Source organism: Streptomyces sp. NPDC017943 (assembly GCF_044328425.1).
GTDB lineage: Bacteria > Actinomycetota > Actinomycetes > Streptomycetales > Streptomycetaceae > Streptomyces > Streptomyces djakartensis_A.
In genome coordinates this window covers 384684-402438 of record NZ_JBIRHH010000002.1, presented here as the reverse complement: position 1 = coordinate 402438, position 17755 = coordinate 384684, and the positions used below count along the sequence as shown (strand labels likewise).

General features: G+C 71.9%; 15 protein-coding genes. 9 read left to right on the top strand and 6 right to left on the bottom strand.

Features of this window, described 5'->3' with window-relative positions; all coding sequences use genetic code 11:
- Positions 1 to 11: 11 nt before the first annotated feature.
- Positions 12 to 557, bottom strand: coding sequence for a hypothetical protein (locus tag ACH4C6_RS06640; protein WP_398107412.1), 546 nt, complete (start codon positions 555 to 557; stop codon positions 12 to 14).
- Positions 558 to 585: 28 nt separating this feature from the next.
- On the bottom strand, positions 586 to 1080 hold the full coding sequence (locus tag ACH4C6_RS06635; RefSeq protein WP_398107411.1) for an ATP-binding protein: 495 nt from the start codon (positions 1078 to 1080) through the stop codon (positions 586 to 588).
- Between the two features lie 372 nt (positions 1081 to 1452).
- Here ACH4C6_RS06635 and ACH4C6_RS06630 point away from each other — a divergent pair, with 372 nt between their 5' ends.
- Together ACH4C6_RS06630 and ACH4C6_RS06625 are read left to right on the top strand one after the other, a co-directional pair.
- Positions 1453 to 1683 carry a DUF397 domain-containing protein gene (locus ACH4C6_RS06630; RefSeq protein ID WP_398107410.1) on the top strand — a complete coding sequence of 77 codons (231 nt, stop codon included), beginning with the start codon at positions 1453 to 1455 and terminating at the stop codon, positions 1681 to 1683.
- Positions 1684 to 1825: 142 nt separating this feature from the next.
- The gene (locus ACH4C6_RS06625; protein WP_398107409.1) at positions 1826 to 2740 is read left to right on the top strand and encodes a helix-turn-helix domain-containing protein; all 915 of its coding nucleotides are present in this window, start codon (positions 1826 to 1828) and stop codon (positions 2738 to 2740) included.
- Between the two features lie 75 nt (positions 2741 to 2815).
- On the opposite strand, the gene ACH4C6_RS06620 is transcribed toward ACH4C6_RS06625, so the two are convergent.
- A complete protein-coding gene (locus ACH4C6_RS06620) occupies positions 2816 to 3643 on the bottom strand; it encodes an SAM-dependent methyltransferase (RefSeq protein ID WP_398107408.1) in 828 nt (275 codons plus the stop codon).
- 233 nt (positions 3644 to 3876) lie between these two features.
- Here ACH4C6_RS06620 and ACH4C6_RS06615 point away from each other — a divergent pair, with 233 nt between their 5' ends.
- From ACH4C6_RS06615 to ACH4C6_RS06600, 4 genes are all read left to right on the top strand, one after another.
- The gene (locus ACH4C6_RS06615) at positions 3877 to 6288 is read left to right on the top strand and encodes a molybdopterin oxidoreductase family protein (RefSeq protein ID WP_398107407.1); all 2412 of its coding nucleotides are present in this window, start codon (positions 3877 to 3879) and stop codon (positions 6286 to 6288) included.
- Positions 6285 to 6776 (top strand): hypothetical protein, encoded by a 492-nt coding sequence (locus tag ACH4C6_RS06610; protein WP_398107406.1) that lies wholly within the window; start codon positions 6285 to 6287, stop codon positions 6774 to 6776. Before ACH4C6_RS06615 ends, ACH4C6_RS06610 begins: the two co-directional genes overlap by 4 nt.
- A gap of 178 nt (positions 6777 to 6954) precedes the next feature.
- A complete protein-coding gene (locus ACH4C6_RS06605; RefSeq protein ID WP_398107405.1) occupies positions 6955 to 8628 on the top strand; it encodes a hypothetical protein in 1674 nt (557 codons plus the stop codon).
- Between the two features lie 105 nt (positions 8629 to 8733).
- Complete coding sequence (locus ACH4C6_RS06600; protein WP_369192928.1) at positions 8734 to 8907, top strand: CsbD family protein; 174 nt, start codon at positions 8734 to 8736, stop codon at positions 8905 to 8907.
- 96 nt (positions 8908 to 9003) lie between these two features.
- Here ACH4C6_RS06600 and ACH4C6_RS06595 read toward each other — a convergent pair whose 3' ends face one another.
- On the bottom strand, positions 9004 to 10449 hold the full coding sequence (locus tag ACH4C6_RS06595; protein ID WP_398107404.1) for a glyceraldehyde-3-phosphate dehydrogenase: 1446 nt from the start codon (positions 10447 to 10449) through the stop codon (positions 9004 to 9006).
- A gap of 168 nt (positions 10450 to 10617) precedes the next feature.
- Here ACH4C6_RS06595 and ACH4C6_RS06590 point away from each other — a divergent pair, with 168 nt between their 5' ends.
- The 3 genes from ACH4C6_RS06590 to katG all read left to right on the top strand — a co-directional run bounded on the left by ACH4C6_RS06590 (position 10618) and on the right by katG (position 14403).
- The gene (locus tag ACH4C6_RS06590) at positions 10618 to 11496 is read left to right on the top strand and encodes a hypothetical protein (RefSeq protein WP_398107403.1); all 879 of its coding nucleotides are present in this window, start codon (positions 10618 to 10620) and stop codon (positions 11494 to 11496) included.
- Positions 11497 to 11677: 181 nt separating this feature from the next.
- A complete protein-coding gene (locus ACH4C6_RS06585) occupies positions 11678 to 12115 on the top strand; it encodes a Fur family transcriptional regulator (RefSeq protein WP_369192931.1) in 438 nt (145 codons plus the stop codon).
- A 68-nt stretch (positions 12116 to 12183) separates the two neighbouring features.
- A complete protein-coding gene (katG, locus tag ACH4C6_RS06580) occupies positions 12184 to 14403 on the top strand; it encodes a catalase/peroxidase HPI (RefSeq protein ID WP_398107402.1) in 2220 nt (739 codons plus the stop codon).
- A 78-nt stretch (positions 14404 to 14481) separates the two neighbouring features.
- On the opposite strand, the gene ACH4C6_RS06575 is transcribed toward katG, so the two are convergent.
- On the bottom strand, positions 14482 to 15879 hold the full coding sequence (locus tag ACH4C6_RS06575) for a Tat pathway signal sequence domain protein (protein WP_398107401.1): 1398 nt from the start codon (positions 15877 to 15879) through the stop codon (positions 14482 to 14484).
- A 127-nt stretch (positions 15880 to 16006) separates the two neighbouring features.
- A complete protein-coding gene (locus ACH4C6_RS06570; protein ID WP_398107400.1) occupies positions 16007 to 17707 on the bottom strand; it encodes a VanW family protein in 1701 nt (566 codons plus the stop codon).
- Positions 17708 to 17755 lie beyond the last annotated feature (48 nt).

Below are 17755 nucleotides of genomic sequence, written 5' to 3'. Positions count from 1 at the left end.
GTACGGCGGTCTCAGGCGCCCAGCGACCGGGCCAGTTCCGTCGTCGCCCGGGCGATCTCGCGGTCCTCGTCGGACAGCAGCCGCCCGAGCTCCTCGCGCCGGGCCCGCACCGCCTGGCGTGCCGCGCGCTCCCACACCACGGGATTCTCACGGTGGTTCAGCAGCTTCGGGTACACGGCGGCGGTGCTCTCCCACTGCCGGGCGTCGGCGATGGCCTTGAGGAGCTGGATGATCTGGGCGCGGACGGTCACCTGGGGGGACTTCGCCAGCTCCCACAGGAAGGGGACCGTGGCCGCCGTCGCCTGCTCCACGACGAAGCCGAACTGGCAGATCCGTTTCCTCAGGTCCTCGAAGGCGGACCGGGCCGTCTCGGCATCACCCCAGGCGATGCCCTTGAGCAGCACGGGAATGGCCGCTGCCGAGCCGGTGGAGTCCTGGATGTCGCCCCACGGCACACGGTCCAGTGCCGTGAGAGGCGTGGTGCGGGCCACCCCGGTCGGGGCGTCGGGGCGCTGGGGGCGCTCGCTGCTCGGGTGTTCCGTCGAAGCGCTGCGCATGTCGAGGGGCCTTTCCGCGGCAGTCGGGTCAGATGGGCGGTCGGATCGTGGGCGGACAGGAGGGGGGAGGCAAGGCCACGCCGGAACGCGTCGGCAGCTTGGCCCAGACCGTCTTGCCCGCGGGGGGAGTGGGGACCCAGCCCCACGCCTCCGACAGGGCCTCGACGATGCACAGTCCCCGTCCGCTCTCCTCCAGCGCGACGCCGGCCGGCGCACACAGTGGCGGGCGGTCGTCGCCGTCGGAGACGGTGACCAGGAGATGTGCCGGTTCCAGGACGAAGCCGAGCCGGATCTCCGCTGCGGTCCCCTCCGGCGAGGGCGCCGGTGCGGCGTGCGTCGCGGCGTTGGCGGCGAGTTCGGTGACGATCAGCGTGGTGTCGTCGCAGCAGTGGTCCAGCGACCAGGTGTGCAACGTGTCCCGGGTGAAGGACCGGGCCCGGGCGAAACCCTCGCGGCTGCACTCCACGGGGAGCGAGGCCGAGGCGGCCAGGGGGCCCGCGTACTGCGGGGGGGTCCCCGGCACCGACGGCGGTGCCCCGTACGGCGTCGTCGTCGCCGGGCCCGGCGGCGAGCAGTGGCGCGGTCCGGGTGTCCCGGTACGCGCCGCAGCCTCGCCGGGCTGCCGGAGCACGTGCTGCGCAGGTGATGACACGGCATCTCCCCGATGCGACGTCAGGACGGGGCGCCAGCACGGGGGTTGACGCCGCAGCTATTATCCACGCTGAAGGCGCTCGCGTGCAATTGCACGAGAAATTGCGTGAAAAACAAGCCGTGATGGGTACGCGAGCCGAGGCGTGGAGTCGAGGCGGGCCCGGCCGAGGGGACGAGGCCCGGCTCGGTGCGACGGCCGGGCACACCGTGTACGGCGGGGAACGAGAACAGCAAGGAGACTGCGGTGCCACCAGTCAAGAACGGAGTGCGGGCCAGCTCGTTGGAGGCCTGCTGGATCAAGAGCCGGCACAGCAACGCCGAGGGCAACTGCGTCGAAGTGGCCCCCCTCGTGGACGGGGGCATCGCGGTCCGCAACTCCCGCGACCCCGACGGGCCCGCGCTGGTCTACACGGCGGCGGAGGTGGCGGCCTTCCTGGCCGGGGCGAAGGACGGCGAGTTCGACCACCTCGTGTGAGGTCCTCTTCCCGGTACGCGCCCCCGCGGTGAAGCGGAGCTCAACACATCGTTTTTGAACGGCTGTTGCGGGCGGATGCGTGAAGGCCGGGTGAAGTGCGATAGTGTAAATCGCCCTTGTGCCGGTCTCGCTGGGAGTCAGGATGTCCGCCGCGTCGCATCGCATCTCCCGTCTGGAACCCTACCTGGACAGGTCCGAGCCGGCGCCGACTCTGCTCAAGATGCTGGTCGGTGTGCAGCTCGCCGGATTCCGTGAGGATGCCGGGCTCGCCCAGGACCAGGCGGCGCGCGAAGTCGGCTTCAGTGCCGCGAAGCTGTCCCGCATCGAGTCGGGCAAGGGCCGCCGCCCTCCGACGGAGAACGACGTCCGTGCGCTGCTGCGGTTGTACGGCACCGAGGACTACGAGGCCTCCGTGCTGCTCAAACTGCTGCAGCGCGCAGGCGAGCCCGGCTGGTGGCAGCGCTACGACAAGCGGCTGATGCCCGAGTGGTTCGACCGTCTGGTCGGGCTGCAGGAGGCCGCCGCCACCATCCGTACCTTCGAGATCCAGTACGTGCCCGGCCTGCTGCAGACGCCCGAGTACACCAAGGCGGTGGTCGAGCGCGGTCTGCCGAACGCCCCGGCGAGCGAGGTGGAGCGGCGCGTCGAGCTGCGCAAGCACCGGGCGCAGTTGCTGCTGCGGCCAGAAGCGCCCCAACTCTGGGCGATCATCGACGAGTCGGTGCTGCTGCGCGTCCTCGGCTCCACCGAGGTGATGCGTGATCAGCTCGCCCACCTCATCGAGATGGCCGAGCGCTCCAATGTGACGCTCCAGGTCGTGCCGCTGAGCGTCACCAACGCCTCGGCGCCCGCCATCCCCGTCACGTACCTGCGCTTCGGTGGTCTCGACCTGCCCGACGTGGTCTACCTGGAGCACATCAAGAGCGCGAACTTCCTCGAGGACCGCGACGAGACGGAGGAGTACCGGATCGCGCTGGACCGTCTCGCGGACGAGGCGCTCAAGCCCCGGGACACGCTGGAACTGCTGCACCAGACGATGGAGCAGCGCTACACCTGACGTGAAACCGCCCCTCGGCGGGACCGCGTGGTCCCCGCCGAGGGGCGGTTCGCCGGGAGAGCCGGCGCGGCCGGTTCAGCCCTCCAGGGGCAGACGGCCCACTCCGCCGAACTCGATCCACTCGTGGGTGAGCTGACGGGGCGCCACCTCGCTGTCGGGGCGCCAGTTCGACACCTCCACCAGGCCCGGCTCCAGGATCTCCAGGCCCTCGAAGTAGGCCTCGACGTCCTTCGGTTCGCGCACCCGGCCCCAGTTGCCGTGGGTGGCCTGGTCCATGAAGTCCGTGACGAACTTCCGGACCTCGGCATCCTCGCTGACCAGCTGGCACATCACCATGAAGCTGCCCGGCGCGAGGCGCTCCCGCACGCGGCGGGCGACCGCCAGCGGGCCGTCGGTGTCGCTGTCCGGGATGCAGTGGAAGACCGAGTTGAACAGCACGCACACCGGCTCGTCGAAGTCGATCAGCCGCTTGGTGTCGGCGTGGCCGAAGATCTGGTCGGTCTCGCGCAGGTCCGCGTGGATCACGGTCGTGCGCTCGTCCTGCTCCAGCAGGGCCCGGCCGTGCACCAGCACCATCGGGTCGTTGTCGACGTAGACCACATGAGTGGTGGGGTCGATGCGCTGGGCGACCTGGTGCACGTTCTCCTGGGTCGGCAGGCCGGATCCGTGGTCCAGGTACTGCCGGATGCCGTACTCCTCGGAGAGGGTCTTGACGACCCGCTGGAGGAAGCGGCGGTTGTTCAGCGCGAGGCGGCGGGTGCTGGGCACGACCTTGTCGAGCTCTTCGCAGGCGGTGCGGTCGGCCGCGTAGTTGTCCTTGCCGCCCAGGTAGTAGTCGTACATGCGTGCTGCCGTCGGCACGTTCGCGTCGATCTCGGTGGACAGCTGCTTCTCGGAATGCATCGTCTTTCCCCCTGCAGGGTGCCGTGCCAACGGACTGGCTGGACAGGAAGTACATCCTATGGAGGGGGAGTTGAGGCGTGCCAGCCCGTCGGCGAAGCTCCCACGATCGAACGACGAGATGATGAGGACGGGCATGGCCGTTCGTCTGATTTGTCACACTTCGCGTACTCTGTGTTGCCTGTGCTCCGGCGGGTACCCGTCGTCGGCAGTGTTCCTCAGCGGAAGGTGGGATCGTGGACCGCCCGGTCGATCGCATCGCGGACCCCTGGGGTGCGCGCACCCCCTACGGCGCCGGCGCCCCCTGGCCGGCACGCGTCGACATGCACCTGCGCGACGGCGTCGCCGAGCAGGACGTCCAGCGCTGGGTGCAGACCGCCTCCGTGCTGCACTCCAACGGTGACGCCATGGACATCGCGGTGCGCGACGGGCGCATGGTGGGGGTGCGGGGACGGGCCGTCGACCGGGTGAACCGCGGACGCCTGGGCCCCAAGGACCTCTACGGCTGGCAGGCCAACGCCTCCCCGGACCGGCTCACCCGGCCCCTGATCCGCGAGGACGGCCGGCTGGTGGAGTGCGACTGGGACACCGCCATGAACCGGGTCACCGGACACACCCGGCAGCTGCTGGACGACAAGGGACCCGGCTCGATCGGCTTCTACACCAGCGGGCAGCTGTTCCTGGAGGAGTACTACACCCTCGCGGTCCTCGCCCGGGCGGGCCTGGGCACCAACCACCTCGACGGGAACACCCGCCTGTGCACGGCGACGGCCGCGGAGGCCCTCAAGGAGACGTTCGGCTGCGACGGGCAGCCCGGCAGCTACGAGGACATCGACCACGCCGACACCGTCGCCCTGTTCGGGCACAACATGGCCGAGACCCAGACGGTGCTGTGGATGCGGCTCCTGGACCGCCTGGAGGGCGGCGACCCGCCGCGGCTGGTGTGCGTCGACCCGCGCCACACCCCCGTCGCCCGGCGCGCCGACGTCCACCTGGCCCCCCGCGCCGGCACCAACGTCGCACTCCTCGACGCGCTGCTGCACGAGATCATCCGCACGGACCGGATCGACCGGGACTACCTGGAGGCGCACACCGTCGGCTTCGACGAGCTGGCCGCCATGGTCCACCAATGCACACCCACGTGGGCGGCGGGCGTCTGCGACGTGCCGGCCGCGCAGATCGAGCGGGCCGCGGAGATCCTCGGCACCGCCGAGCGGCTGCTGTCCACCGTCCTCCAGGGCGTCTACCAGTCCCACCAGGCCACCGCCGCCGCCGTCCAGGTCAACAACCTGCATCTCCTGCGCGGCATGCTGGGACGGCCCGGCTGCGGGCTGCTGCAGATGAACGGGCAGCCCAGCGCGGAGAACACCCGCGAGTGCGGGGCCGACGGCGACCTGCCGGGCTTCCGCAACTGGCAGAACGACGCGCACGTCGCGGAACTGGCCGAGGTGTGGAACGTGACCCCGCAGACCATCCCGCACTACGGTCCCCCCACCCACGCCATGCAGATCTTCCGGTACGCCGAGCAGGGCTCGATCCGCATGCTGTGGATCAGCGGCACCAACCCGGCCGTGTCCCTGCCCGAGCTGTCGCGCATCCGCTCGATCCTCGCCCAGGAACGCCTGTTCGTGGTGGCGCAGGACATGTTCCTCACCGAGACCGCGCAGCTCGCCGACGTGGTCCTGCCCGCGGCCGGCTGGGGCGAGAAGACCGGCACCTTCACCAACGCCGACCGCACCGTGCACCTGTCCGACAAGGCCGTCGAACCACCCGGCGAGGCCCGCCCCGACCTGGACATCCTGCTGGACTTCGCCGCCCGCATGGATTTCCGCGACAAGGACGGCGGACCTTTGATCCACTGGCACGACCCGGAGTCCGCCTTCGCTGCCTGGCAGCGATGCAGCGCCGGACGCCCCTGCGACTACACCGGCCTGAGCTACGACCGGCTGCGCGGCGGCAGCGGCATCCAGTGGCCCTGCACCGACGAGGCGCCCGAGGGCACCGCCCGCCTCTACACCGACGGCTTCGACCATGCCCGGCCCGACGTGTGCGAGAGCTACGGCAGGGACCTGGTGACCGGGGCGGCCGTGGAGGCGGAGGAGTACCGTGCCCTCAACCCGGACGGCAAGGCGGTGCTCAAGGCGGCGGAGTACCTGCCACCGCACGAGGACACGTCGGCCGACTACCCCCTGCAACTCATCACCGGCCGGACGGTCTACCACTTCCACACCCGGACCAAGACCGCCCGCGCCCCCGAGCTGAACGCCGCCGCACCGGACGTCTGGGCGGAGATCTCACCCGCGGAGGCCTCCACCCAGGGGCTCGCCGACGGCGACCTGGTGCAGGTCACCACCCCGCGCGGCGCCGTACGGGCCCGGTTGCGCACCACCGCCCTCCGCGACGGCATGGTGTTCCTGCCCTTCCACTACGGTTACTGGGACACCCCGGAGGGCCACCGGCCGCCCGACGGCGGCCCCGGCCGCGCCGCCAACGAGACCACCGTCACCGACTGGGACCCGGTCTCCAAGCAGCCCCTGTTCAAGACCGGCGCCGCGCGCGTCACCCTCGTCGCCCGCCGCGGGCCGGGTACGGACCCGGCACCCGCGACGCCCGGCACCCGCGGGACGACGCCGGGGAGCGGTTCATGAGCGGCATCGGCACCACCCTGCGCCTCCTGCACGACGGCGAACGCGACCTGGAGCAGGATCTGCTGACCGCGGCCGCCCGCCACCGCGGCGACCACGAGTTCCACCACGTCGCCCTCGACATCGCCCGCTGGTCGCACGAGCACACCCGCCGCCTCGCCGAGGCCGGCCGCGACCACGGCCTCGATTTGCCCGGTCCGCGCGCCACGCCCTCGCCCGGGACGCTCGCCGTCCTCCGGGAGAAGGCCTCCGAGGCCCTGGGCCGGCGCACCGACACCGGCCTGCTCCTCCTGCACGACCTGCGCGACCTGCACCTGGCGGCCACCCGGAACTCCCTGCACTGGGAGATGCTCGCCCAGGCGGCACAGGCCACCCGTGACGAGCGGCTCCTGGCCCTGACGAGCGACTGCCACCCGCAGACGCTCCGGCAGATCCGCTGGACCAACACCATGATCAAGATCCAGGCCCCGCAGATCCTCACGAGCAGCTGACCCGCACCCCCACCACGCTCGCGACCGCGCCGCGCGGGCCGGAGCGACCCCGGTCCGTGCGACACCGCGGCCTGCCGGTACCCGGGCGGCTAACCTGGAGAGGCGAGGATCGACCGGGAGCCGCGGGTGTGTGATCACCGCCGCTCCCACGGCCCGGCCGCCGGCCCAGGAGATGACCATGGGTGACTACTACGACCTCGGTACCCACAGCCGTCCCGTCACCACCACGTCCCCCGAGGCCCAGCTCTGGTTCGACCGCGGCCTGCTCTGGACGTACGGCTTCCACCACGAGGAGGCCGTCGCCTGCTTCGAGAAGGCGGCCGAGGCCGATCCCGGGTGCGCCATGGCGTACTGGGGCATCGCCTACGCGCTCGGCCCCAACTACAACAAGCCCTGGGAAGCCTTCGACGGCGACGAACTCGTGCGCACCGTGGACCGCACGCACGCGGCCGTGGAACGGGCCCACGAGGCGGCGGCCCGCGCCACCCCGGTCGAACGGGCCCTCATCGAGGCGCTGCGTGCCCGCTACCCGCAGGCGGAGGCCGCAGCGGACTGCTCGGTGTGGAACGAGCCCTACGCGAACGCCATGCGCGAGGTGTACCGGATGGCGCCCGGCGACCCCGACATCGCCACCCTCCACGCGGACGCCCTGATGAACCTCACCCCCTGGCAACTGTGGGACATCACCACCGGCCGCCCGGCCGAGGGCGCCCGGACCACGGAGGCCAAGGCGGTGCTGGACGCCGCCCTCGCCACCGACGCCGGCGCCGTGCACCCCGGGATCCTGCACCTGTACATCCACCTGATGGAGATGTCCCCGACGCCGGAGCAGGCCCTCACCGTCGCCGACCGGCTGCGCGACCTCGTGCCCGACGCCGGCCACCTGCGGCACATGCCCTCGCACCTCGACGTCCTGTGCGGCGACTACCGCCGGGTCGTCGCCGCGAACAGCGACGCGATCGCCGCTGACGAGAAGTACCGGCGGCGCGCCGGGGCGATGAACTTCTACACCCTCTACCGGGTGCACAACCACCACTTCCGGATCTACGGGGCCATGTTCCTCGGCCAGTCCCGTGTGGCCCTCGACTCGGCCGCCGAGCTGGAGGCCGCCGTACCGGAGGAGCTGCTGCGCGTGCAGAGCCCGCCCATGGCCGACTGGCTGGAGGGCTTCCTGGCCATGCGCGTGCACGTGCTGATCCGCTTCGGCCGCTGGAAGGAGATCCTGGACCTGCCGGCCCCCACCGACCCGGAGCTCTACGCGGTCACCACCGCCATGCGTCACTACGCGCGCGGCGTCGCCCTGTCCGCCACCGGGGAGGTGGACCGCGCCGAGGCGGAACGGGAGCTGTTCCGGGCGGCGGTGGGCCGGGTGCCCGAGACCCGCATGCTGTTCAACAACACCTGCCACGACATCCTCGCGATCGCCTCCGCGATGCTGGACGGGGAGCTGGAGTACCGCAGGGGCGACCACGACTCCGCCTTCGCCGCCCTCGAACGCTCCATCGCACTGGACGACAACCTGCCCTACGACGAGCCGTGGGGCTGGATGCAGCCCACCCGCCACGCCTACGGGGCGCTGCTGCTGGAACAGGGGCGGGTGGAGGAGGCCGAGGCCGTCTACCGCGCCGATCTGGGCCTGGACGACACCCTGCCGCGCCCCCTGCAACACCCGGGCAACGTCTGGGCGTTGCACGGTTTCCACGAGTGCCTGCTGCGTACCGGGAAGACCGGTGAGGCGGCCCTGGTGGCCTCTCAGCTCACGTTGGCGACGGCGCTGGCCGACGTGCCGATCCGGGCGTCCTGCTTCTGCCGTCAGGAGCCGGCGGGAGCCGCCGACGGGTGCTGCCACTGACGCACCCCGACGGCGTCCCCCGAAGGGCGGCACGTTTGAGCTGCCCGTTCGCGGTCACCCGTACTACCGACCCCGCTGTCGGACACGACTTGGAGTGAACGAACCGTGGCTGAAGAGCAGAAGGCCAAGGCGAAGACCGAGCAGGCCAAGGGCAAGGCCAAGGAGACGGTCGGCCGCGCGGTGGGCAACGAGCGGCTGACGGCCGAGGGCCGTGCCGAGCAGTCCAAGGGCGACGCGCGGCAGGCCAAGGAGAAGACGAAGGACGTCTTCAAGCACTGAACGTCTTCAAGCACTGAGTTCGCACGACCGGGTGCCGTGCCCCTCTCGGGGGCACGGCACCCGGTCGTGTGCGGGGCCTGATCCGGACGACGACCGTCAGGCCGCCGGAGCCGGGTAGGTCGGGTACTCCACGCCGGAGACGTGCTGCACGACCCGGATGACCTGGCACGAGTAGCCGAACTCGTTGTCGTACCACAGGTAGAGGATCGCGTTGTCCCCGTCGACCTTGGTGGCGCCGGCGTCGACGATCGAGGCGTGGCGCGAGCCGATGAAGTCGCTGGAGACCGCGTCGGGGGCCGTGGTGAAGTCGATCTGGCGCTTGAGCGGCGAGGTCAGCGAGACGTCGCGCAGGTGGTCGAGGACCTCCTCGCGGGTGGTCTCCCGGCCGAGCCGCAGACTGAGGATCGCGATGGAGACGTCCGGGACCGGGACCCGGATCGAGCTGCCGGTGATCGGCGCCTTGAGGTCGGGCAGCGCCTTGGCGACGGCGGAGGCGGCGCCGGTCTCGGTGATGACCATGTTCAGCGGCGCGGAGCGGCCCCGCCGGTCGGCCTTGTGGTAATTGTCCAGCAGGTTCTGGTCGTTGGTGAACGAGTGGACGGTCTCCACGTGGCCGCGCGTGACGCCGAACTCGTCGTCCATCGCCTTCAGCGGCGGCACGATGGCGTTCGTGGTGCAGGAGGCGCACGACAGGATCTGCTCGTCCGGCTTGATGGTGTCGTGGTTGACGCCGTGGACGATGTTCGGGACGTCGCCCTTGCCGGGCGCGGTCAGCACCACCTTGTCGATCCCCGGGCGCAGGTGCTGCGACAGGCCCGCGCGGTCGCGCCACTTGCCGGTGTTGTCGATCAGGATGGCGTTCTTGATGCCGTACGCCGTGTAGTCGACCTCGGAGGGGTCGTTGGCGTAGATCACCTTGATGGCGTTGCCGTTGGCGACGATGGTGCTGGTCGCCTCGTCGACGGTGATCGTGCCCTGGAACTGGCCGTGGATGGAGTCGCGGCGCAGCAGCGAGGCGCGCTTGACGATGTCCTGCTCCCCGCCGCCGCGCACCACGATGGCGCGCAGGCGCAGGCCGTTGCCGGAGCCGGCCTTCTCGATGAGCAGCCGGGCCACGAGCCGGCCGATGCGGCCGAACCCGTAGAGGACGACGTCGCGTCCCTCGCGGCGCTCGATCTTGTTGTCGCCCGTGGCCCCGGCGACGGCCTCGGCGGTGAACTCGGCGACCGACAGTCCGCGGTCGTCCTCGCGGTAGGTCGCGGCGAGCATGCCGATGTCGATCTGGGACGGCCCGAGGTCGAGCTCGGCGAGGGCCTTCAGGAAGGGCAGCGTCTCGGTGACCGAGAGCTCCGCGCCCGCGATCTGCCGGGCGAACCGGTGGGTCTTGAGGATGCTGACCACCGACTTGTTCACCAGGGAGCGGCTGTGCAGCAGGACCGTCACGTCCCGCTCCCGGTGCAGCTTCCCGATGATCGGGATCATCGACTCCGCGATCTCCTCGCGGTTCTTCCAGTTGGTGAACGAGTCGTCGTTGACAGTCACGAGTCCATCTTTCGAGCTAGGCGGCGCTCATATGTTAAACCGTCGATCCTGCGATCACGCAGGGGGTGCCCCCGGGAGCGGGCCGGGCCCCCTCCGGAAGGTTCCGCGAGCCCCCGGCGACCCGTCCTGAGACCATCGGACCCGGGCCTGCACGCGAAGGAGACGCGCATGGACTTCGACACCGTGGCCGAGGAGCTGTACGCCCGCCGCCCGGAGGACTTCGTCGCCGCCCGCGCCTCCGCCGTGGCCTCCGCGCGCACCTCCGGCGACCGGGATCTCGCCCGGCGGATCGGCGCCCTGCGCAAGCCCAGCCTCGCCGCCTGGGTCAGCAACCTCCTGGTCCGCAGCAATCCCGGCGAGGTCGAACCCCTGCTCAGGCTCGGCGAGGGCCTGCGCCGCGCCCACCAGGACCTGGACGGCGAGCAGCTGCGCGAGCTGAGCCGCAGGCAGCATGCCCTGGTGCGCGCCCTGTCCGCCCAGGCCAGGCAGCTCGCCCGGGAGGCCGGGCACCCCGTCGGCGAGAGCGTGCTGCGCGAGGTCGAGAACACCCTGCACGCCGTCCTGGCCGATCCGGAGGCCGCCCGGACGTGGGCCGCCGGACGCCTGGACAAGCCGCTGAGCGCCTCGGTCGGCTTCCCGGCGGCCGCCGAGGGCGCCCGGCCGCAGCGCCCGCCGGCCCGCCCCGCGCCCGCACCCGCGCCCTCCCGCCCGGACGGGAAGGCCGCGGAGCGGCAGCGGCGGCAGCTGGCGCAGGCCCGGGAGGCCGCCGAGGCCGCCGAGCGGGAACGGCGCGTGCTGCGGGAGGAGGCCGACGCCGCCGACCGGGCCGCCCAGGAGGCGGAGGAGCGGCTGGACCGGCTCCAGCGCCGCGTCGGTGAGCTCACCGAGGAACTGGAGCGCGCCAGGAACGAGCACCAGCAGGCGCGCTTCGCCGAGCGGACGGCCCGCGAGCAGGCCCGCACGGCCGGTCGCCGCCTCCGTGAAGCCGACCGCAGGGCGGCGACGGCGGCGGCCCGGCTGGAGCGCCTGACCTCGCCGGACGCGTGAACCACCGGGACGCCGGCGGCGCTGCGCGCGTCCCGCGCGGACCTCGGGCGGGATCATGCCGCTGTGACTCGGCTCACATGTCGCGGCGGCCCAGTCCCCGCACCGCCCCACCCGCCCGCCATCAAAATTGAACCGTTCGTTTCCTTGAGTCGTTCGTGTTTGTGTGGCTAGGTTGTGCCGCATGACCGCATCCGGGACCCCGACCACCGCCGAGGAGCTGCGTGGCGCCGGCCTGCGGGTGACGGCCGCCCGTGTCGCGCTGCTCGAGGCCGTGCGGGAGGGCGACCACCTCGGCGCCGAAGCCATCGCCACCGAGGTGCGCGGCCGCGTCGGCCACATCTCGGTCCAGGCCGTCTACGAGGGACTCCACGCCCTCACCGCGGCCGGGCTCGTGCGCCGTCTGGATCCGCCCAACAGCCCGGCCCTCTACGAGGGGCGGGTCGGCGACAACCACCACCACCTCGTGTGCCGGTCGTGCGGAGCCGTGGCCGACGTCGACTGCGCGGTCGGCCACGCCCCCTGCCTGACCGCGTCCGACGACCGGGGCTTCGCCGTCGACGAGGCCGAGGTCATCTACTGGGGCCTGTGCCCCGCCTGCTCCACCGCTCGCAGTTCCTGAGCACGTGATCCACCGAACACCGTGATCCACCCCGAGCACCGCGATCCACCCCGTCCGGAAGGATTTCCATGACCGAGAACCACGACGCGATCGTCACCGACCCGAAGTCGGCGGAGGCGGGGGGCGGTTGCCCCGTGGCGCACGACCGCGCCCTGCACCCGACCCAGGGCGGCGGCAACCGCCAGTGGTGGCCCGAGCGGCTCAACCTGAAGATCCTCGCCAAGAACCCCGAGGTGGCCAACCCGCTCGGTGGGGACTTCGACTACGCCGAGGCCTTCCAGGCGCTCGACCTCGCGGCCGTCAAGCGCGACATCGCCGAGGTGCTCACGACCTCGCAGGACTGGTGGCCGGCCGACTTCGGCGACTACGGCCCGCTGATGGTCCGCATGGCCTGGCACAGCGCCGGCACCTACCGCATCAGCGACGGCCGCGGCGGCGCCGGCGCCGGACAGCAGCGCTTCGCCCCGCTCAACAGCTGGCCGGACAACGGCAACCTCGACAAGGCCCGCCGTCTGCTGTGGCCCGTCAAGAAGAAGTACGGGCAGAGCATCTCCTGGGCCGACCTCATGATCCTCACCGGCAACGTCGCCCTGGAGCAGATGGGCTTCGAGACCTTCGGCTTCGCCGGCGGCCGCGAGGACGTCTGGGAGCCGGAGGAGGACGTCTACTGGGGCCCCGAGACGACCTGGCTCGACGACAAGCGCTACTCGGGCGAGCGCGATCTGGAGAACCCGCTCGGCGCGGTCCAGATGGGCCTCATCTACGTCAACCCCGAGGGCCCGAACGGCAACCCGGACCCGCTCGCCGCGGCCCGCGACATCCGTGAGACGTTCCGCCGCATGGCGATGAACGACGAGGAGACCGTCGCCCTGATCGCCGGCGGCCACACCTTCGGCAAGACCCACGGAGCCGGCCCCGCCGACCACGTCGGTGCCGACCCCGAGGCCGCCTCCATGGAGGAGCAGGGCCTGGGCTGGCGCAGCACCTACGGCACGGGCAAGGGCGGCGACGCCATCACCTCCGGCCTCGAGGTCACCTGGACCAGCACGCCGACCCGGTGGAGCGACGGGTTCTTCAAGAACCTCTTCGAGTTCGAGTACGAGCTGGAGCAGAGCCCGGCCGGCGCCCACCAGTGGGTCGCCAAGGACGCGCCGGAGATCGTGCCGGACGCGCACGACCCGGCGAAGAAGCACCGCCCGAAGATGCTCACCACCGACCTCGCGCTGCGCTTCGACCCGATCTACGAGCCCATCTCGCGCCGGTTCCACGAGAACCCGCAGGAGTTCGCGGACGCCTTTGCCCGCGCCTGGTTCAAGCTGACCCACCGCGACATGGGCCCCAAGTCCCTCTACCTCGGCCCGGAGGTGCCGCAGGAGACGCTGCTGTGGCAGGACCCGCTGCCCGAGGCCGAGGGCGAGGCCATCGACGCCGAGGACATCGCCGTCCTCAAGACCAAGCTGCTGGAGTCGGGTCTGTCCGTCGCGCAGCTGGTGTCCACCGCCTGGGCCTCGGCGTCGACCTTCCGCGGCAGCGACAAGCGCGGCGGCGCCAACGGCGCCCGCATCCGCCTGGAGCCGCAGCGCGGCTGGGAGGTCAACGAGCCGGACGAGCTGGCCCAGGTCCTGCGGGTCCTCGAGGGCATCCAGCAGGAGTTCAACTCCGGCGCGAAGAAGGTCTCCCTGGCCGACCTGATCGTCCTCGGTGGCTCCGCCGCCGTAGAGAAGGCCGCCAAGGAAGCCGGTTACCAGGTGGAGGTGCCCTTCGCCGCGGGCCGTGTGGACGCGACCGAGGAGCACACCGACGCCGAGTCGTTCGAGGCGCTGGAGCCGACCGCCGACGGGTTCCGCAACTACCTCGGCAAGGGCAACCGCCTGCCGGCCGAGTACCTGCTGCTGGACCGCGCCAACCTGCTCACGTTGAGCGCGCCCGAGATGACCGTGCTGGTCGGCGGTCTGCGCGTGCTGGGCGCCAACTACCAGCAGTCCCAGCTCGGTGCCCTTACCAGGACGCCCGGCTCGCTGACGAACGACTTCTTCGTCAACCTGCTGGACCTGGGCATCACCTGGAAGGCCACGAGCGAGGACCAGACCACGTTCGAGGGACGCGACGCCGCCACGGGCGAGGTCAAGTGGGCCGGCTCCCGCGCCGACCTGGTCTTCGGCTCCAACTCCGAACTGCGCGCGCTCGCCGAGGTCTACGCGAGCGACGACGCCAAGGAGAAGTTCGTCGAGGACTTCGTCGCGGCCTGGGTCAAGGTCATGAACCTGGACCGGTTCGACCTGGTCTGACCCCACCCGCCTGACGGAACGCCCCGGGCCGCACGGCCCGGGGCGTTCCGCGTCCCCGCCCCTCGGTCCGACGGAGCGTCAGATCCCGGCCCGGAGTGGGTTGTATCGCGTGGCCGCCATCAGGTACCAGGCGGTCGCGCCCGTGTGCCGGTACGGGTAGTAGCCGAAGCCGAACCCGGTGTCGAGCGGACTGCTCGCAGACACCACCCCGCACCGCTCGGGCAACGCCCTGCCGCCTACGGTCTGGCCGCCGCCCAGCAGGTCCTGGGCCTTCTCGGTCGAGGCGATCAGCCGCCGGGCGCGGGTCTCGTCGCCGCGTGCCCCGCGGTCGCGCAGGGCGAGGGCCAGGTGGGCGGTCCCCTCGAACCACACGCCGTTGCGGTCGGGTCTGGGCTGCCCGGACGCGATCGGCGCGTCCTCGTTCGCCAGCAGGCTCGCCGAACTGAAGGTGACGCCCTCGTACGACTGCCCTGCGGGCACCGTGCTGTTGGTGCGCCCGGAGTGGTCCGAGACGGCCAGCTCAGCCGCCGCCCAGTCCAGGGAGCGGGAGTGGCGGGAGGAGCCCAGCGCCAGGTGGGTCCAGGTCTGGGTGTCCTCCGGGACCGGGGACCGGTTCACCGTCTCCCCGTCGTTCGTGCCCGTGTAGAAGAAACCCCCGGACGGCTCCCACATCCGCAGGACGAACGCCTCGGCACGGCCGCGGCGCTCCCGCCACACCCGGTCGCCGGTGAGCCGGGCGAGCCGGCCGAACAGGCAGACCAGGTCGGTGTTGTGCTCGGTGGAGGTGAAGGGCAGCTTCTGGTTCGCCCCGTCCACCCCGAACTTGTAGCCGCCCAGCGGCTCGCCGGTGCGGCCGTTGCGCTCGATCCACTCACCGATGCGCACGGCGCCCGTGAGGTAGCGGCGCGCCCCGGTACGCCGGGCCAGGGCGCTCAGGGCGATGCCCGCCCAGGCCATGTCCCCCACCGCTGTGCCGGTGAAGCCGAACTGCGTGCCGACGTTGGCCGTTCCGTCGGCCCGGACGAACCCGTCGGGCTGGGGCGTCCCGTCGTAGAAGGTGTACGGCCCGGTGTTGTACGCCTGCCGCAGCCGGCCGTCGTCGTACGCCGGGTCGTGGAGCTGGGCGTACAGCAGGGCGTCGCCCAGGGTGCGGGCGCGGGCCAGGCCGTCCCGGGTGCGGGTGGCGAGGTGGGCCAGGATCGCCAGGGCGTTGTCGTAGGTGAACGCGGTGCTGAACAGGCCGGCCTGGTCGGTGTAGCTCTGGGTGAGGCGGACGGTGCCGTTGCCGGGGTGGGCGTCCATGGCGGCGGCGAGGAAGGCATGCCCCCGGGCCGGGGCCGAGGCGTGGTGCCGGCCGGCCGGACCGGCCGCCACGGCCTGCCCCGAGCCGGCGGCGGTGAGGGCCGCGGCGCCGATGCCGAGTCCGGCCCCGATGAGCGAACGCCGGCCGAGGGCCGGGCCTGGTCTGCCAGTCATGGATCTCCCTTTGAGAGCGCTCTCAGACAGTGGCCGCCATTGTGCTGGCGGCAGGGAGACGGGTCAACGCCCGGGGCCGAAGGGCCGGTTCACCGGCGGGTGGTGGCCCCCGGGCGGGCCGAGCGGGTCACTCGCACACGATCTCGTCGCGTGGTGTGTAGTGGGTGCGGTACGGCTCCCGGCGCACTTCCCGGCCGCCGTCGTGGAAGACGCGCTCCACCGTGACGTCGAACCCCTCGAGCGGGGTCTGCGGCACGCACTCCTTGTCGTGGCTGACGTGCTTGCCGGGCTTCTTCACCGCGGTGCGCGGGCCCGTGACCGACGTGATCTCGTCGTACTTGCGGGTGCCGAGGAAATTGACGGTCACGGACGTGTCCGTCGACTCGGCCTGGATGTAGAGGGCCTTGCCGGAGTCGTTGGTGAACCGCAGGTCCAGGCTGCCCCAGGCGACGGTCGCCTCGCGGCCCTCCGGGTAGCGCTCGATGTAGAACGAGTGCGCGCCGTGCTCCACCGGCTTGACCCCGGCGAAGAACAGCGCGTTGTAGAGCGTCGTCGCCACGGACGACACGCCGCCGCCGGACGCCTTGGTGTACTTGTCGTTCAGGATGATGATCCCGTCGACGAATCCGTTGGCCTCGGTGCGTTCCCCGACCGTCCGGTTGAAGCTCCAGGTCTCGCCGGGCCTGACGAGCGAGCCGTTGATCAGTTCCACGGCCCGGCCGATGTTCCTGGTGCGGTACTCGGCCGGTTCGAAGTCGACGGTGAAGGAGGACATCGTCTGCGTCAGTCCCAGTTGCGCGGCGTTCTCGCGGGTCACCTCGGGCCGGGTCGTGCGGACCTCCACGGTGCCCGCGCGGCCGTCGCCCTTCGCGGTGAGCAGCGGCAGCACCGCCTTGCCCAGGGCCTCGCCGGTGACCTCGTGACCGAGCGTGGCGTCCTTGGCGATCACGGCCTTGTCGCCGTCGGCGCGCAGCTCGGCGTCGGCGGCGGTCGTGGTGATCCGGTCCAGCGGCCGGTCCACGGCGGGATCCTCCCGCAGGCCCTTCTCGTCGAGCCGGGGGTGCAGCCGGCCCCTGTCGTCCGGCCGCATGGTCAGGTGTGCGCCCAGGACCTCCCGGGGCACCGTGAAGCGCTCGCCGGCCGCGGTGAGCGTGACGGGCGCCGACACGGCGGGCTCCGCGAAGGCGCGTACCGCCCGGCGCACCTCGCCGGCCGTGACCGCGGGCCGGGTCTCCCGGACGGGCAGGGCAGTGGGGGAGCGGAGGTCCTGCCGCACGAAGGCCGCGCGCAGGGCATCGACCGCCGCGTCGACGTCGAGGGCGTACCCGGTGCGTGGCATGGTCTGCTCGACCCGGCCGCCGTCGAACCCGACGGCCCCGTCGCGGACCTTCTGGTCCAGGCGCTTCGCGATCCCGTCGAGCGCGGCCCGGGCCTTGCCCTCGTCCACGCGCACCACCGGTTCGACGGTGCCGCCCGAGCGGAAGAGCCCCCGGAGGACGCTGACCGGATCGGTGCCGCTGCGGGAGGCCCGGTCGACGGTCCCCTGGATGTCCCAGGAGAGTCCCGCGCGCTCCGGATCGACCGTTCCCGTCCGCTCGCCGACCTTCACGGGCAGGTCCCGGGCAGCGGGCGCGCCCAGGTCCCGTTCGAGCTTGCGCACGGCCTCCGCGCGGCTCAGACCGCCGATCTCCACACCGCGCACCGTCGTGCCCGAGTCGATCTCCCCGCCCGTGACCGCCAGCCCGGCCAGATACAGACCGCCGATGCCCAGGGCCAGCGTGCCCCCGGCCAGGGCGACGGACGGGACGGAGGCTATTCGAGGGCGCATGGGTCTCCAGACGATCGGTACGAGGGCGCACCCGGTGACGCGACGCTG

What these genes read in the sequence shown, in the direction of transcription:
- ACH4C6_RS06640 (WP_398107412.1), bottom strand. Translation starts at nt 557, where the DNA reads ATGCGCAGCGCTTCGACGGAACACCCGAGCAGCGAGCGCCCCCAGCGC.
- ACH4C6_RS06625 (WP_398107409.1), top strand. Translation starts at nt 1,826, where the DNA reads ATGTCCGCCGCGTCGCATCGCATCTCCCGTCTGGAACCCTACCTGGAC.
- ACH4C6_RS06620 (WP_398107408.1), bottom strand. Translation starts at nt 3,643, where the DNA reads ATGCATTCCGAGAAGCAGCTGTCCACCGAGATCGACGCGAACGTGCCG.
- ACH4C6_RS06610 (WP_398107406.1), top strand. Translation starts at nt 6,285, where the DNA reads ATGAGCGGCATCGGCACCACCCTGCGCCTCCTGCACGACGGCGAACGC.
- ACH4C6_RS06605 (WP_398107405.1), top strand. Translation starts at nt 6,955, where the DNA reads ATGGGTGACTACTACGACCTCGGTACCCACAGCCGTCCCGTCACCACC.
- ACH4C6_RS06590 (WP_398107403.1), top strand. Translation starts at nt 10,618, where the DNA reads ATGGACTTCGACACCGTGGCCGAGGAGCTGTACGCCCGCCGCCCGGAG.
- ACH4C6_RS06585 (WP_369192931.1), top strand. Translation starts at nt 11,678, where the DNA reads ATGACCGCATCCGGGACCCCGACCACCGCCGAGGAGCTGCGTGGCGCC.
- katG (WP_398107402.1), top strand. Translation starts at nt 12,184, where the DNA reads ATGACCGAGAACCACGACGCGATCGTCACCGACCCGAAGTCGGCGGAG.
- ACH4C6_RS06575 (WP_398107401.1), bottom strand. Translation starts at nt 15,879, where the DNA reads ATGACTGGCAGACCAGGCCCGGCCCTCGGCCGGCGTTCGCTCATCGGG.
- ACH4C6_RS06570 (WP_398107400.1), bottom strand. Translation starts at nt 17,707, where the DNA reads ATGCGCCCTCGAATAGCCTCCGTCCCGTCCGTCGCCCTGGCCGGGGGC.